11 protein-coding genes are annotated in these 14,887 nt (G+C 58.6%); 6 read left to right on the top strand and 5 right to left on the bottom strand.

All coding sequences use genetic code 11. The features are described from left to right. The first annotated feature begins 3 nt into the window (after positions 1-3). Complete coding sequence (locus D8B20_RS18295; protein WP_145890974.1) at positions 4-1,470, top strand: pyridoxal phosphate-dependent decarboxylase family protein; 1,467 nt, start codon at positions 4-6, stop codon at positions 1,468-1,470. Between the two features lie 51 nt (positions 1,471-1,521). Here D8B20_RS18295 and D8B20_RS18290 read toward each other — a convergent pair whose 3' ends face one another. Beyond that, positions 1,522-2,445 (bottom strand): LysR substrate-binding domain-containing protein, encoded by a 924-nt coding sequence (locus tag D8B20_RS18290; protein ID WP_145890972.1) that lies wholly within the window; start codon positions 2,443-2,445, stop codon positions 1,522-1,524. A 97-nt stretch (positions 2,446-2,542) separates the two neighbouring features. Here D8B20_RS18290 and D8B20_RS18285 point away from each other — a divergent pair, with 97 nt between their 5' ends. After that, entirely contained in the window at positions 2,543-3,409 is an 867-nt protein-coding gene (locus D8B20_RS18285; RefSeq protein ID WP_145890970.1) for an aldo/keto reductase family oxidoreductase, read from the top strand. 161 nt (positions 3,410-3,570) lie between these two features. On the opposite strand, the gene pdxR is transcribed toward D8B20_RS18285, so the two are convergent. Then, entirely contained in the window at positions 3,571-5,070 is a 1,500-nt protein-coding gene (gene pdxR, locus D8B20_RS18280; protein ID WP_186454461.1) for a MocR-like pyridoxine biosynthesis transcription factor PdxR, read from the bottom strand. A 109-nt stretch (positions 5,071-5,179) separates the two neighbouring features. Between pdxR and gabT the strand changes: the two genes are divergently transcribed. Both gabT and gabP read left to right on the top strand, forming a co-directional pair. Further along, positions 5,180-6,439: a 4-aminobutyrate--2-oxoglutarate transaminase gene (gene gabT, locus D8B20_RS18275; RefSeq protein WP_145890968.1), complete on the top strand. Its 1,260-nt coding sequence runs from the start codon at positions 5,180-5,182 to the stop codon at positions 6,437-6,439. Positions 6,440-6,537: 98 nt separating this feature from the next. Beyond that, positions 6,538-7,932 carry a GABA permease gene (gene gabP / locus D8B20_RS18270; RefSeq protein WP_145890966.1) on the top strand — a complete coding sequence of 465 codons (1,395 nt, stop codon included), beginning with the start codon at positions 6,538-6,540 and terminating at the stop codon, positions 7,930-7,932. Between the two features lie 25 nt (positions 7,933-7,957). Here the strand turns inward: gabP and D8B20_RS18265 are convergent, their stop codons facing one another. Then, entirely contained in the window at positions 7,958-8,278 is a 321-nt protein-coding gene (locus D8B20_RS18265) for a hypothetical protein (protein WP_145890964.1), read from the bottom strand. Between the two features lie 126 nt (positions 8,279-8,404). Here D8B20_RS18265 and D8B20_RS18260 point away from each other — a divergent pair, with 126 nt between their 5' ends. Further along, a complete protein-coding gene (locus tag D8B20_RS18260; RefSeq protein WP_370664140.1) occupies positions 8,405-9,742 on the top strand; it encodes a glycoside hydrolase family 10-like protein in 1,338 nt (445 codons plus the stop codon). Positions 9,743-10,156: 414 nt separating this feature from the next. On the opposite strand, the gene D8B20_RS18255 is transcribed toward D8B20_RS18260, so the two are convergent. Both D8B20_RS18255 and D8B20_RS18250 read right to left on the bottom strand, forming a co-directional pair. Beyond that, positions 10,157-12,139 (bottom strand): autotransporter outer membrane beta-barrel domain-containing protein, encoded by a 1,983-nt coding sequence (locus D8B20_RS18255; protein ID WP_145891622.1) that lies wholly within the window; start codon positions 12,137-12,139, stop codon positions 10,157-10,159. Positions 12,140-12,385: 246 nt separating this feature from the next. After that, a complete protein-coding gene (locus D8B20_RS18250; protein WP_145890960.1) occupies positions 12,386-13,513 on the bottom strand; it encodes an acyltransferase family protein in 1,128 nt (375 codons plus the stop codon). A gap of 563 nt (positions 13,514-14,076) precedes the next feature. On the opposite strand from D8B20_RS18250, the gene D8B20_RS18245 reads away from it, so the two are divergent. Next, positions 14,077-14,877 (top strand): SGNH/GDSL hydrolase family protein, encoded by an 801-nt coding sequence (locus D8B20_RS18245; RefSeq protein WP_145890958.1) that lies wholly within the window; start codon positions 14,077-14,079, stop codon positions 14,875-14,877. Positions 14,878-14,887 lie beyond the last annotated feature (10 nt).

Genomic DNA, 14,887 nt, shown 5'->3' with positions numbered 1-14,887 from the left:
TAAATGTCTGAAGTAAACCCGATTCTGGCCGCCTCTGCAAAGAGCATTGAGGCGTACCAGCAGGCGATTGCCCAGAGCAGCGCCGCGGTTGTGCAGTGGCTGCAACAGCCTGAAATGTATCAGGGCAAAACCGTTGCCGAACTGCGCGAGCGTATCACGCTCGACTTCAATCCAGACGGCCTGGGCAACCAGGCCGCGATTGAACGTGCGATTGAATATTTCCTGAAAGACAGCCTGGCGGTGCATCACCCGCAGTGTGTGGCACACCTGCATTGTCCAAGTCTGGTGGTCAGCCAGGCGGCAGAAGTGCTGATCAACGCCACTAACCAGAGCATGGATTCGTGGGATCAGAGCCCGTCAGCCACCATTATTGAAATCAAACTGATTGAATGGCTGCGCGCGCAGGTGGGTTATCCGGCGGGCGATGCCGGGGTCTTCACCAGCGGCGGCACGCAGAGCAACCTGATGGGCCTGATGCTGGCACGCGATGCGTTTTATGCCCGTGAGGGGCATTCTGTGCAGCAGGATGGCATCACCGGCGATCTGCGTAAGATCAAAGTGCTGTGTTCTGAAAATGCGCACTTCTCAGTGCAAAAGAACATGGCGCTGCTTGGCCACGGCTATCAGTCTGTGGTGCAGGTGAAATCCGATCGCTTTGCGCGTATGGATGTTAATGACCTGAAAGCCAAACTGGCGCAGGCCAAAGCCAACGGTGAGCAGATCCTGGCGATCGTGGCAACCGCCGGGACAACCGACGCCGGCGCCATCGATCCCCTGCGCGAAATCGCGGGCATCGCAGCCGAACACAACATCTGGGTGCATGTTGATGCAGCCTGGGGCGGTGCGCTGCTGCTGTCAGAGAAATACCGTGATTACCTTGATGGCCTGGAGCTGGTGGATTCCGTGACGCTGGATTTCCATAAACAGTTTTTCCAGACCATCAGCTGCGGTGCGTTTCTGCTGAAAGATGCGCGTCACTATGAGCTGATGCGCTATCAGGCGGCTTATCTGAACTCGGAGTTCGATGAAGAAGCTGGCGTGCCAAACCTGGTGTCCAAATCACTGCAGACCACGCGCCGTTTCGATGCGCTGAAACTGTGGATGGGTCTGGAAGCGCTGGGTCAGAAACAGTACGCCGCGATCATCGATCATGGCGTGAGCCTGGCACAGGAAGTGGCCCGCTTTGTTGCGGACGAGCCGCGTCTGGAGCTGGTGATGCAGCCTCAGCTGGCAAGCGTGCTGTTCCGCTATCGTCCGGAGCACATGAGCGATATCGCTCAGGTTGCGCTGTTTAACCAGCGTATTGGCGATGCTCTGCTGGAATCGGGTCGCGCCAACGTGGGCGTGACCGAGAGCGAAGGCGTCACCTGCCTGAAACTGACGCTGCTTAACCCGACCGTCACGCTGGACGATGTGAAAACGCTGCTGGCGCTGGTGGAAAAAACGGCGAATCAGCTGCTTAACGCCTGATTTATCGTCAGTACAGAGAAGCCGGAAGCGGGAAACCGCCTCCGGCTTTTTTTATGCGATTCCGTCGCTATGTGCAGCGTTACGCTCGCGGATATAGTCCAGAAACGCCTGCAGCGGTGCGGGGATCAGCCGCCGATCATTGTAATAGAGCCACAGGCCGGAAAAGCTGTGCCACCATTCGGTCAGCAGCGGCTGTAGTGCGCCGCTCTGCAGCGCCGGTTTTAACCACTCTTCAAACAGATAAACCACCCCCGCGCCGGCTATCGCGGCTGAAACCGTGAGATCCATCGCCGCGCCGATGCTGCATATCAACGGCCCCTGCGGCTGCAGGCGCACGCTTTCTGCGCCGCGCGTAAACTCCCATTCAGCCAGCACGCCGGTGGCGTAGCGGCCATGCAGGCAGCGGTGCTGCATCAAATCCCGCGGGTGCCGCGGCACGCCATATTCTGCCAGGTAGGCTGGCGCAGCGGCGGCAGCAAAGCGCTGCACGCGCGGCCCAATCGGCAGTGCCACGCTATCCTGCTCCAGATGATCGTCATAGCGAATGCCGGCGTCACAGCTGTCGCGGAAAATATCCTGCACGTTGCTTTCCGCCACAATCTCCAGCCGGATATCCGGATAGCGCTGCAAAAACCCCGGCACAATAGCGGGCAGTATCAGCCGTGCGGCACTGACCGGCACATTCAGCCGCAGCGTACCGCCTGGCGTAGTGCGGAAGCTGTTCAGCGCATCCAGCGCGGCATCCACTTCGTTCATTGCCGGCAACAGGCGCGCCATCAGCACCCTGCCGGCTTCCGTCAGTACCACCGTGCGGGTCGTGCGGTTAAACAGTCTGACCCCAAGCTGCTGCTCTGCGCGGCGCACGGCATCGCTTAAGCGTGAAGGGTTGCTGCCGGTCATGCGCGCAGCCTCACGAAACCCGCCTGCTCTGGCAACCGCTACCACGGCATGCAGCAGGGCAATGTCCAGCGCCATTGTGCGCCTCCCCGTACAGTCTGTACTGATTTCAGCGGATAGTTGCACAGTCAAAGGGCGATTACAATCTAATTACATCCCCAGTAAGGAGCGCACCATGTCCCACTCTGCCATGACATACCCGCTTGGCGATCGCCAGGTTTCGCGCCTCGGTTATGGCGCCATGCAGTTAGCCGGTCCCGGCGTGTTTGGCCCGCCTAAAGACGAAGCGCGCGCCCTTCAGGTGCTGCGCGATGCGGTTGCGGCTGGCGTAAATCACATTGATACCAGCGATTTTTACGGGCCGCACATTACCAACCAGCTCATCCGGAAAGCGCTCCACCCTTATCCGCAGGATCTGGTGCTGGTGACCAAAGTGGGCGCGCGGCGCGATGAGAAAGGCAACTGGCTCTCCGCCTTTACGCCGGAGGAATTGACCCGCGCCGTTGAGGATAACCTGCGCAATCTTGGGCTGGAGGTGCTGGACGTGGTGAACCTGCGTTCCATGCTCAGCGTGCATGGGCCGAAAGAGGGTTCACTGGCGCCGCAGCTGGAGGCGTTAATCCGGTTAAAAGAGCGCGGATTAATTCGTCACATCGGGCTGAGCAACGTGACGGCGCAGCAGGTGGCCGACGCGCAGAAAATGACGCCGGTTGCCTGCGTGCAGAACCTCTTCAATCTGGCCAATCGCAAAGATGAGGCGCTGATCGACGCGCTGGCTGACCAGCAGATTCCCTATGTGCCCTTTTTCCCGCTGGGAGGCTTTTCGCCGTTGCAGTCCGAACAGCTCAGCCAGGTGGCGCAGGAGCTGAAGGCAACAACGCTGCAGGTGGCGCTGGCCTGGCTGCTGCAGCGCTCACCGAATATTCTGCTGATTCCGGGCACCTCTTCGCCGGACCATCTGCGCGAGAATCTGGCCAGTGCACAGCTGACGCTGTCGCCCGATGTTGTGGCGCGGCTGAACAGCATCGGTGAGAAGGCCTGATTTACCGGCATGCGCCACCGCCGCTGCTGCGCTATCGCAGGCGGGGCGCTCCGCGCCTGTATCATCGCCTTATCTGCGCCGTGTGCCACGCCAGGGAAGGTTGCGGCAACAGCCATCGGCATCCCTCCCTGCGCGTCCCGGTATTGCAGCACACTGCGGGTTCAGATCTCCGGCCTGATGATCCCCAGCGCGTCGCTGAGACAAGCCTTCAGAATGCCAAAGGCATCCTGACACTGCCGCTCATCCACGCAGGCGTAGCCCAGCAGCAAACCGCGCCGCTCCTGTGGATGCATGTAGTACTGCGAAAGCGGTCGTACCTTCACGCCGCGCCGCAGCGCCAGCGCCGCAATCGCCACATCGTCACAGCCCGCCGGCAGATTCAGCACCAGATGCAGTCCGGCCTCATGGCTGAAGGCTGGCATAAACGCGGCTCCCAGATAGCGCTCAATCAAACCGGTCATAAAGCGACGACGCTGGCTGTACAGCTTACGCATGCGCCGGATGTGTGCCATGTAGTGCCCTTTCTGGATAAACTCCGCCAGCGCGCGCTGAATCAGCAGATGCCCGCCACGGTAAAGTTCTGCCGCGGCAACGCGCAGCGGCTGCGCAAGCGATGCCGGCACCACCAGGTAGCCCAGTCGCAGCGCCGGATAAAGGGTCTTGCTGAACGTCCCCATGTAAATGACCGGCGCATCCGGTTCAAACCCCTGCAGCGAAGGGAACGGCTGGCCGGAGAAACGAAACTCGCTGTCATAATCATCCTCCACCAGCCAGCATTTGTGCCGTCTGGCTAAATCCAGCAGTTGCCTGCGCCGTTCCAGGCTCAGGTGCACACCCAGCGGATACTGGTGTGACGGTGTCACAAATATCATCTTCGGCGCTTTGCTGCGCGGCGGTAAATCCGGGATGATGCCCTGCTCATCGACCGCTTTGGCCTGGATTTTCAGCCCGTTGATGCGCAGCAGATTGCGCGTGCCCCAGTAGCCCGGTTCTTCAATCCAGACGGTATCGCCCGCGTCACATAATACGCGCGTCACCAGATCGACCGCCTGATGCACCCCTTCCGTAATGATGATTTGGCTGGCGTCGGCACGCACGGAACGGGCCACGCTGAGGTACTCTGCCAGCGCCTGACGCAGCTGCGGACAGCCGCCGTTGCTGCTGTATATCAGCCGCTCTATATCCGGCTCCCGGTTCAGCCGCGACTGAATCTGGCTGAAAAGCTTATGCGGAAACTGACGTACATCCGGCGCACCGGGCACAAACGCGCCCCACTGATAAGGCGAAGCGTTGGCATGTCCCAGCAGCGTGGCACCCCGTTTGGAGAGCGCGGCCGGCTTACTGACGGTGGGCTCACTGACGACGGTACTGCGCGGACTGTGCAGGCAGCTGTCAGGCAGCGTCTCGGCAATCCAGGTGCCGCTGCCGGTGCGTGCCATGACATATCCCTGTGACATCAGATGTTCATAAACGGTAAGTACCGTATTCCGCGAGACCGACAACTCGCGCGCCAGATCGCGCGTGGCAGGCAGACGCGATCCGCGCGGAAAAATGCCCTCCGCAATCGCCCCCTGCATACAGTGCAGCAGACGCTGCTGCAGGGTTCCTTCCGTGACAAACTGCATCCGCTCCAATACATGATCGGCGTATAAACTCCGCAATTGGCTCCATCCTTTTCCGTGAAATTGGCTCTTACAACATACCGTAGTGCAGGCATAAATAAGCGTGTTTGTCGTGTTTTGTAAAGACGCTTATCGCTAAGGAAAGGTTATGGAAGGTAAAAACAGCCAGCTGCAACAACGTAAAGATGACGCCCTGCCACGCGGTACCGGCAACCTGTGTCAGTGGTATGTCGATCAGGCAGAAAACGCGACCCTGCGCGACGTTGAAGGCAATAGCTGGATTGATTTCGCGGGCGGCATTGCGGTGCTGAACACCGGCCATCGCCATCCGCGCATTGTGCAGGCGATTACCGATCAGTTAGCGAAGTTTACCCATACCGCGTTTCAGGTTACGCCGTATGAAAGCTACGTGGCGCTGGCCGAACGTATCAACAAGCGGGTGCCCATTGCCGGTAAAGCAAAAACCGCGTTCTTCACTACCGGCGCTGAAGCGGTAGAAAACGCCGTTAAAGTGGCACGTGCGGCTACCCGCCGTCACGGCATCATTACCTTCGGCAACGCCTTCCACGGTCGCACCTTCATGACCATGGCGATGACCGGTAAAGTGGCCCCCTATAAGCGTGACTTTGGCCCGATGCCCGCTTCCGTGTTTCACGCCCGCTATCCGAACGGCGTCACCGGTATCAGCACGGATGATGCCCTCGCCAGCCTGCACGATATTTTCACCCAGGATATCGCGCCGCAGGATGTGGCCGCTATTGTGCTCGAACCGGTACAGGGCGAAGGCGGTTTCCATATTGCTCCGCCTGACTTCCTGCAGCGTCTGCGCGCGCTGGCCGATCAGCACGGCATTCTGCTGATCGCCGACGAAGTGCAGAGTGGTTTTGCCCGCACCGGTAAGCTGTTTGCGATGGAACACTTTGCGGTGAAGCCTGACCTGATCACCATGGCCAAAAGCCTGGCAGGCGGCATGCCGCTTTCCGCCGTGAGCGGTCGTGCTGAGATCATGGATGCGCCCGGCCCGGGCGGCCTCGGTGGCACCTACGCCGGTAACCCGCTGTCGATTGCCGCCGCACATGCGGTGCTGGATGTGATCGACGAAGAGCAGCTGTGCGAACGCGCCCTGCAGCTGGGGGCGCAGCTGACGGAACTGCTGCACAGCGCCCGTACCACCTATGCGGCGATTACCGATGTGCGCGCCCTCGGCTCTATGGTGGCTGTTGAATTTGCCGATGCGCAAACCGCGACGCAGCTGCAGCAGCAGGCCATGCAACGCGGTTTACTGCTGCTGACCTGCGGCCCGCAGGGTAACGTCATCCGCTTCCTCTATCCGCTCACCATTCCTGATGCGCAGTTCCGTCAGGCGCTCGACATCCTGGGCAGCCTGTTGAATCAGCCGCGCAGTTAAGGTCACGGCGCACCTGCCTGTGTGCGATGCAGGCAGGTTTCCCCTTTCACACCGGGTTGCGTTCTGCGCTGCCTGAGAGACGTTCTGGAGAATAGATAATGACTGCTCAGAATGCCGATGTACTGGCACAAAGCCTCAAACCGCGCCACGTGCGCATGCTCTCAATAGCGGGCGTGATTGGCGCGGGTCTGTTTGTCGGGTCCGGCCATGCCATTGCAGAAGCGGGTCCGGCCGTCTTGCTGGCGTATATTGCTGCCGGCGCCCTGGTGGTCCTGATCATGCGCATGCTGGCAGAAATGGCCGTGGCTTCGCCGGATTCCGGCTCCTTTTCAACCTACGCCGACAAATCGCTCGGCCGCTGGGCGGGTTTTACCATCGGCTGGCTCTACTGGTGGTTCTGGGTGCTGGTGATTCCGCTGGAGGCCAACGCCGCCGGCACCATTCTGCACGCCTGGTTCCCGCAGATTGACGTCTGGGTATATACACTGGCGATCACCGCCTTTCTCACCCTCAGTAATCTGTTCAGCGTCAAAAATTACGGTGAATTTGAGTTCTGGTTTGCCCTGCTGAAAGTGGTCGCGATCGTCGCTTTCCTGGTCGCCGGCAGTCTGGCGGTATTAGGATTGATGCCGGGCAGCAGCACGCACGGCATTTCACATCTCTATGACACGCAAGGGTTTATGCCGAATGGTATCAGCGCGGTGCTGGCCGCGATTCTCACTACCATGTTCTCGTTCATGGGAACGGAGATTGTGACCATTGCCGCTGCCGAATCCAGCGAACCGCGCAAACAGATTACCCAGGCCACTAACTCCGTGATCTGGCGCATCGCCCTGTTTTATCTGCTGTCCATCTTCCTGGTGATCGCGCTGGTGCCGTGGAACACGCCATCGCTGATGAAAAATGGCTCCTATCAGACAGCCATGGAAATGATGAACGTGCCCTATGCCCGACAGATTGTGGATGTGGTGGTGTTGATTGCGGTTTGCAGCTGTCTCAATTCGGCACTCTATACCGCTTCCCGCATGATTTACTCGCTGTCCCGTCGTCAGGATGCACCGGCGGTGGTGTCCCGCACCACGCGCAGCGGCACGCCGTGGGTAGCGGTGCTGTTCTCTACTGCGGCAGCGTTTCTGGCGGTGATTGCCAACTACCTGGCGCCCAGCGCGGTATTTGAGTTCCTGCTGGCAAGTTCCGGTGCCATTGCGCTGCTGGTGTACCTGGTGATCGCTGCTTCACATCTGGTGTTACGCAAAAAACGCGAAGCGCGCGGCGAGACGCTCACCTACCGCATGTGGCTGTTTCCCGGCCTCACCTGGGCGACGATCGTGTTCATTATCGGCGTGCTGACCTCCATGCTGTTCAATCAGCAGCATCGCTCTGAAATCATCGCTACCGGGCTGTTAACGGTGCTGGTGCTGATGGCCAGTCAGATTGTGCAGCGCAAGCGCGCCGCGCGCAAAAGCGCCAGGATGGTGGCTGTCCGTTCCTGATTCCCGCGGGCAGGGATGCCCCGCGTTACTGCACGTCAATGCTGATCGACTCTTCCGCGACGTTGATTACGATGGCGCAGTGCGTCCATACCGGTTTGCCTTCGGTCAGGTCGTGATCGATAAAGTATTGCTGAAACTCTTTCAGCGCCATCGTCAGGTCGCCAATGGCCTGCACATCCGGTTCAAACCAGTCCGGCTCGCCCTGCTCATCCAGGTAGTTAAACTGATATTCGCCGCCCTCTTCATCAGCGGGCAGTTCCGCCTGCACCATCAGTGCCTGCGCGCCTTCCGGTCCGCAGCTGAAAATGATTTGGGCGATGCGGCGATAGAGATCTTCATATTGCATAGTGACAGGGTTCCTGAATAAAGCGTGTTCGCGTCCGCTCTGGGCCGCGCTTTCGGATTGACTTTCAAACGCATGATACGAGAATGAACGTCTTTGAACAGTGGGTTGTCAGAAAGGGAGTTTATCATAGCCTGTTCACAGCGTTTTTCCGCACTGCTGCGTGGCAAAAAAGCGTTTTTGCTTGCCGCCAGCGCCCTGCTGCTGGTCAGTTGTGCCACCACACCGCCGAAATCCCTGGTGACGCCGCTCCCCACCGTCACGCCGCCGCCGGTAAAGCCTGCGTTGCCGTCTGGCGCAGAGTCGGTGCGCGGCGTCTGGCTTACCACCGTGTCACGGCTTGACTGGCCGCCGGTCGCCTCGGTGACGGCCAGTCCGGCCAGCCGCATCCGTCAGCAGCAGCAGGCGCTGACGGAAAAACTCGATAATCTGAAGCGCCTGGGCATCAATACGGTGTTTTTCCAGGTTAAGCCCGACGGCACCGCGCTGTGGCGCTCAAAAATCCTGCCCTGGTCCGATACGCTGACTGGCCGCATCGGCGACGATCCCGGTTACGATCCGCTGCAGTTTATGCTGGATGAAGCGCACCGCCGCGGCATGAAAGTGCATGCCTGGTTCAATCCTTATCGCGTCTCCACGAACATCAAACCGGGCACCGTCAGGGAACTCAGCAACACGCTGACGCTGCACCCGGCCAGCGTGTATGTGCTGCACCGTGACTGGATCCGCACCGCCAGCGATCGCTTTGTGCTGGATCCGGGCATTCCGGACGCGCGTGACTGGATCACCAGCATCGTGGCGGAAGTGGTTTCACACTATCAGGTCGATGGCGTGCAGTTCGACGACTACTTTTACACGGAAACCGCCCGCTCGGCGCTCGATGACAACGCCACTTTCCGGCACTACGGGCAGGGTTTTGCCAGTAAAGCCGACTGGCGCCGTCATAATACGCAACTGCTGATTGAACAGGTATCACGCACCATTAAACAGATCCGGCCCGAGGTCGCATTTGGCGTCAGCCCTGCCGGCGTCTGGCGTAACCTGTCGCACGATCCGGCCGGTTCCGATACGCGCGGTGCCGCCGCTTATGACGAAGCCTATGCCGATACCCGACGCTGGGTGCAGATGGGGCTGCTGGATTACATCGCGCCCCAGCTTTACTGGCCGTTTGCCCGTCAGGCGGCGCGCTACGATGTGCTGGCCCGCTGGTGGGCCGATGTCGTGCGGCCAACGCCTGTGCGCCTGTACATAGGCGTGGCGCTGTACAAAGTGGGTGAGCCGTCAAAAAGCGAGCCGGACTGGGCCATTCAGGGCGGCGTGCCGGAGCTGAAAAAACAGCTGGATCTCAATGACGCGCTGCCGCAGATCAGCGGCACCATTTTGTTCCGGGAAGGCTACCTGAACCAGCCGCAGACGCAGGAGGCGGTGAGCTACCTGCAGCAGCGCTGGGGCCACGCAGGCGGATAACGCCGCATTGCCGGCTGCGCTGTCAGAAGGGGGCGCAGCCGGCGCTGACTCACGCGGGTTATCCGGATCGAGCAGTTCAATACTGCGCGGCGTGCCATTGACGCGCACTTTCAGAAAGCGCCGGGTGATCCATTTTCCGGCGGCATCCTGCTCTGCCCGCTCAAAAAAGGGGCCGCGCAGCAGCAGTTCTTTGTCATCGTTATAGCCAAACCCCACCGACGGGTTGCCCACCCAGCGCTGTTCAAAGGCCACCACCGGTTTCTCGTCCAGCGCGGCGCCTTCTGCATCGCTGCAGGCGGTGAAACTTTTGCGGAAAATAAGCGGCACAAATGAATAAACTGAGGGAAAACGCGGGATATTGTTTACGCTTTTGCCGTCAGCGGCATCGGGCTGCTGACGGCACGGGAACGGGAACTAAAAGGTGGCGTTTAACCCGAGGTTCCAGCTGACCTGATGATAATCGCTGTTGCCGCCGCTGGCAGTGACGCCGGCGAAGGCGCTGACCGTCTGCGCCAGCGGTACGCTGGCACCGGCGGACATTGTCAGCCAGTTTTTATCGCCTTCGCCACCGGTGCGGGCAAACGAAGTCCGGGTGGATTTGAGCCCGCCGCGTAGCGTATTGTCGCTATCACCAAACTGATGGTTATAGCTTACCTGCGCCCACGGGTTGACCGGCCAGTCGCGGGTATCGATGCGCCAGCCCAGTTCGCCGACCTGTGAATGCAGCGTCTGATCGGAAAAGCGCATCGCCGTGCTGCTGTCGCCGTTTTCGCTGTAACCCCCTGCACGTACATAGTCCAGCGCATAGCTGGCCACCGGCCCGGTGGTGAGATGCGTTCCCAGCGGAATATCCCAGCCGCTCGCCACCTTCAGCCCCAGCAGCTTGCCGCCGGTGCTGCCCTGTTCAATGCGCGTGGCCGGGCCAATAGTAATTTTGCGCTCAATGCTGTCGAAATCGAGATCGGCATAGTGCAGATCGGCATTGATCCAGCCGCCATCCTGCACCGCCAGCTGGCTGTACAGCGCCAGCAGATTGCCGCGCAGCTTGTAATCATAGCGGGAAGACGGCGACTGCCGCTGATCGCTGGTGGCGAGCAGCAAGCCGGTCTGCCAGCTATCCGTCACTTGATAACCGAGGCCCAGCGTCAGGTTCGCGCTGTTCGCATCGCCGTTACGCAGGCTGTTGCCCTGATAGCTGAGGTGTTGTCCGGCATACCCGCCAAACACGCTGACTTTACCGGCGCTGACCGGCTGCTGCCGCTGCTGTTGCAAATGCCCGTCCAGCGTATTACGTGTATCCTGCGCCAGCGACAACGGCGCGTACGCCAGCGCGGCGACCTGTGCCGGTGCGTCGAGGATAGACTGAATGTAATCAGCGATCATCGCGTGTACCGCCGGGCTGGGATGCAGGCGGTCAGCAAACAGATAGTTTTGCGCGTCAGAGAAGCCCGCCTGGTCTGAACGGCAGGCGGCGGCAGATGTGCCGACCGGACACGCCATGCCAATAGTATTGCTGAGACCATAGCGTTGGGGATCGGCAATCACTTCATTCAGCAGCCCGGCAATATCTGCGCGGACAATATTGCCGTTCAGCGCCACCAGGCCCGCTTCCTCCTGCTGATTGTACCCCTCCGACAGCGCCGTAACCTGCCCGCTTAGTGTTTGCCAGGTTTGATACAGCTGCTGCGCCAGCACGTCACGCGCCAGCGTACTGCCGGTCACCTGTGCGGCTGCTTCAGTCAGGGCAGCCTGCACCGCCTGCTGCCGCGCGGCGTTGTCGGGCGTGCTGGCCCGGTCCAGCACCTGAAAAGCGGCCTGCGTGGCGGTGGGCCCCAGCGTAAGCAGAACGGTCTCTACCAGCAGAGGCGTGGAACCCAGCTGCGGAACGTTGGGCACAATCACCGCGCCGGCACCGGCCTGCAACAGCGTGTTGATTTGTGAGACGGCCGCAGCGGCGCTGTTGCTGACGATGCCGCGCGCCGTTTGTGGGCTCAGTAGCGACACCACCGCGGCGGCGGCCACATCGTTCGCCCCGACCCAGTGGATATACAGCCCGTTCGGATCGGCGCGGCCGCCGGTAGACTGCAGATAGCCCGCCAGCTGATCCTGCGTATTCAGTTGCGGATCGAGCTGTGGCACGGTGACGCCGCCGCCCTGAGCATAGTTACTGCCGCCGGCTGAAGAGGCGCGCAGCGTCTGGCCGAGATGCGCGGCCAGAATTTCATCGTAAAGCGGGTGCTGTGCGCCATCCCAGGTATAGCGGCCCACATTGCCGCCGTCGCTCAGGCTATCGCCAAACACCGTCAGACTCTCCCACGCCTGAGCCGTAAGCGGCAAAGACGCACTGGCAAGCAGCGCAAGCGCAAGCGCAGAACGCGCAAATTTCGGCTGTTTCATCATTTACTCCCTAAGGTGCCAGAGTGCGCCTCTGGCCGCGATAAATGAGCCCGGCCTGTGTCAGTGGCAGCCAGATCGGGCGAAGGTCGATCAGCAGCGATAAAGCAGAGAACAAGGACGATTTAGGTGTAGACAGGAAGGCGATGCTTTACCAGGGTGATAAGTCAAATTTGCGGGTGCGTCCCTGCCGGCAGACGGCGGATAAAAAAACACTGCCCGACAAACGGGCAGTGGCGTGGCGCAGCGTTACAGTCGTGCTTCAACCGGTACCGCGGGCTTTTTATCTTTTGGCTTGAGGCCAAACATAAACGAGGCGAGGCGTGAACGTTTTACCAGCATGTAACACAGCCCGCTCAACGCAATCCCGACGGCAAAATCAAACAGCACATACAGCACCGAGAAATTATCCGGCAGCCAGACATCCAGCAGCCAGGAGAAGCTGATGACGACCGGATAGTGCAACAGATAGATGATCAGCGCAGAGTCGACAATCGCTGTCAGCACACGGTTCTCTTTCACCTGAATGCGTTCAAAGGTAAATACCAGCCAGTAAGAGAGCATCGCCGACAGCACGCTGCCCATCATCACCGAGATATATTTGGCGACGCCGGTAATGTGATTGTGCGCGACGTAATAGCAGGCGGCCCAGACGGCCAGCGTCAGCGCCCCCACCAGCCAGCCGTTCATCAGCTTGCTGCGGGTGTAATGGGCAATCTTCTCGCGGTTGATGTACAGCGCGTAACCCGCGGTGTAATAGACCAGAAAGCGCAGGGTGATCGGAATCAGTTCAACTAACTCCCCGCGTCCTTTTACCATGAACTTCAGCACGAAACAGGCGTTGCCGAGGATCACCAGGGTGGCGATCAGGGCCGGGAGCGACATTTTCCCCAGCTGGCGGGCGCTCCACTGATAGAAGCCTGGCGGAATAGCCAGCGACATTACGCTCAGCGAAACCAGAAACCACAGGTGATGCAGCATGGTATAGCTGTTCAGCCAGCCGGCAAAGGTATAAGGCGTCTGGTTCATTTGCCCGGCAATAAAATACATCAGCGGTGGAATAAACAGCCACGCGGAGACCAGCGGAATAAATACGCGCTTCAGACGATTATCCGAAAAGAACTTTTGCCCTTTCCGCAGAATAATCAGTGCGGAGAACATGCCAGAAAGAAAGAAGAAAACTTCCATGCGGAAAGTATGAAACATACTTAGCAAGGCCGTAAATATCTCCGAGGGGTCGCGCTGGGCCACATAATACCAGCCATTTTCGCCGGGCAGGCTTCGGGAGGCATGTAATAACACCCCCTCCAGAATCAGGCCGGCACGTAACAAATCCAGGCCGATATTACGGCTGGACAAAAAGGAATGTGTTTTCACGCTGCATACCCTGAAATGAATTGTTACCCGAGAATAGGTCAGACAGCGCAGATGGTAACACCAGAAAAATCTGTATACATTCTGTTTAGAAATTATTAGGAATTTCGCCATAGTGTAAAGAATGTAACCATGCAGTCAGCCTGACACTGTAGCCGGGCTAAACGCTGTTAACACACTGATGAATCGTGGTCTTTCTGCCGCTTCGTATCCGACTTACAGCCGATATTCCTGCCTGAATTCAGCCAGTAAGGTGTCGCTTATCGTTAATTACAGCGGTAAGCAGATGTTAACGAAGCGCGAAGATAACCTGCAGCAACCATTATGGATCACGCTGTAGCCTGGAGACATACACGCCCGTGTGCGCCAGTTTATACCAGAGAAACCCACTATAATTTATTGTTATATAAATACTTTATAACTTATGCTTAAGATTTAACCTGATTCTTCGTCACCGTCCATGCTTTCGGATTGTTACACCCTCGCCGCAGCTGATAAGGTGACATTTCGACGGTTTATCCCGCGTTTACTCTGTAACCTTAAGTGTCAAAAGGTGGAATTTTGTCATGTATCGACTCCCGATCCCTATTGCCGGTGCGCTGATTTCAGCCCTGCTCGTGCAGCAAAGCGCCCTGGCTGAAATAACCCAGCCGGACAATGAATTTATTATTGAAGCCTATGGAGGTTCGAGTACGCGTGGCGCAATGGCGGTGCGGGAAAATGGCAAACTCCACGCCATCTATATTAAAGACAATGAGATTGCTCTGATTAACAACTGGCTGGCAGATAAATATGGCAGCGGAATTCGCGTAGTGAATAAAGGTGCATCCTCAGCCCAGGCAATGGACCTGCTTAATCCAAAATATTTTTATAAAAAGAATAAAAGCTGGCGCGAAGAGATGCAGACATCACCGGCAAAAATTATTCTGCTTAATTTTGCCACCAACGATGCGCGCCATTACCATTTCCGCGATATCGAACAGAATTATCAGGTCAGCCCGGAAAAATATACGCAGGTTATGACGCAGTTAATCACCATTGCGCGCGAAGAAGGGAAGCAGGTGATTTTACAGGAGCCGCATCCGATTTGCGGTCGCGCGGAAAAATGGAACGTGGCCCCCTATGTAACAAAACTGGATGCGCTGGCCAAAGCCGAAGCGGTACCGCTGGCGCATCAGTACCAACGCATCCTGCAAATGCCCGCGTGGCAGTCGCTGATGTCACCTGATTGTATCCATCCTTCTGAGCAGCTCTATCGCATTAAAGCGGAAGAGACCTTTGCGGTACTGGTGAAGCAGTTTAACCGCGAACTGGCCGCAGCCGGTGATAAAACGCGTCAGCACACAGAACAGGTGGCCAAACGCTGAGTTTCGCTGC

Source organism: Candidatus Pantoea soli, assembly GCF_007833795.1.
Classification (GTDB): Bacteria; Pseudomonadota; Gammaproteobacteria; order Enterobacterales; family Enterobacteriaceae; genus Pantoea; species Pantoea soli.
The sequence above is the reverse complement of the archived record's forward strand: the minus strand, read 5'-3'. Positions and strand labels throughout refer to the sequence as shown.

Bases quoted from the DNA above. Each gene is read 5' to 3' on its own strand.
- gabP (WP_145890966.1), top strand. From the start codon at position 6,538: ATGACTGCTCAGAATGCCGATGTACTGGCACAAAGCCTCAAACCGCGC.
- D8B20_RS18255 (WP_145891622.1), bottom strand. From the start codon at position 12,139: ATGAAACAGCCGAAATTTGCGCGTTCTGCGCTTGCGCTTGCGCTGCTT.
- D8B20_RS18290 (WP_145890972.1), bottom strand. From the start codon at position 2,445: ATGGCGCTGGACATTGCCCTGCTGCATGCCGTGGTAGCGGTTGCCAGA.
- D8B20_RS18295 (WP_145890974.1), top strand. From the start codon at position 4: ATGTCTGAAGTAAACCCGATTCTGGCCGCCTCTGCAAAGAGCATTGAG.
- D8B20_RS18285 (WP_145890970.1), top strand. From the start codon at position 2,543: ATGTCCCACTCTGCCATGACATACCCGCTTGGCGATCGCCAGGTTTCG.
- gabT (WP_145890968.1), top strand. From the start codon at position 5,180: ATGGAAGGTAAAAACAGCCAGCTGCAACAACGTAAAGATGACGCCCTG.
- D8B20_RS18245 (WP_145890958.1), top strand. From the start codon at position 14,077: ATGTATCGACTCCCGATCCCTATTGCCGGTGCGCTGATTTCAGCCCTG.
- D8B20_RS18265 (WP_145890964.1), bottom strand. From the start codon at position 8,278: ATGCAATATGAAGATCTCTATCGCCGCATCGCCCAAATCATTTTCAGC.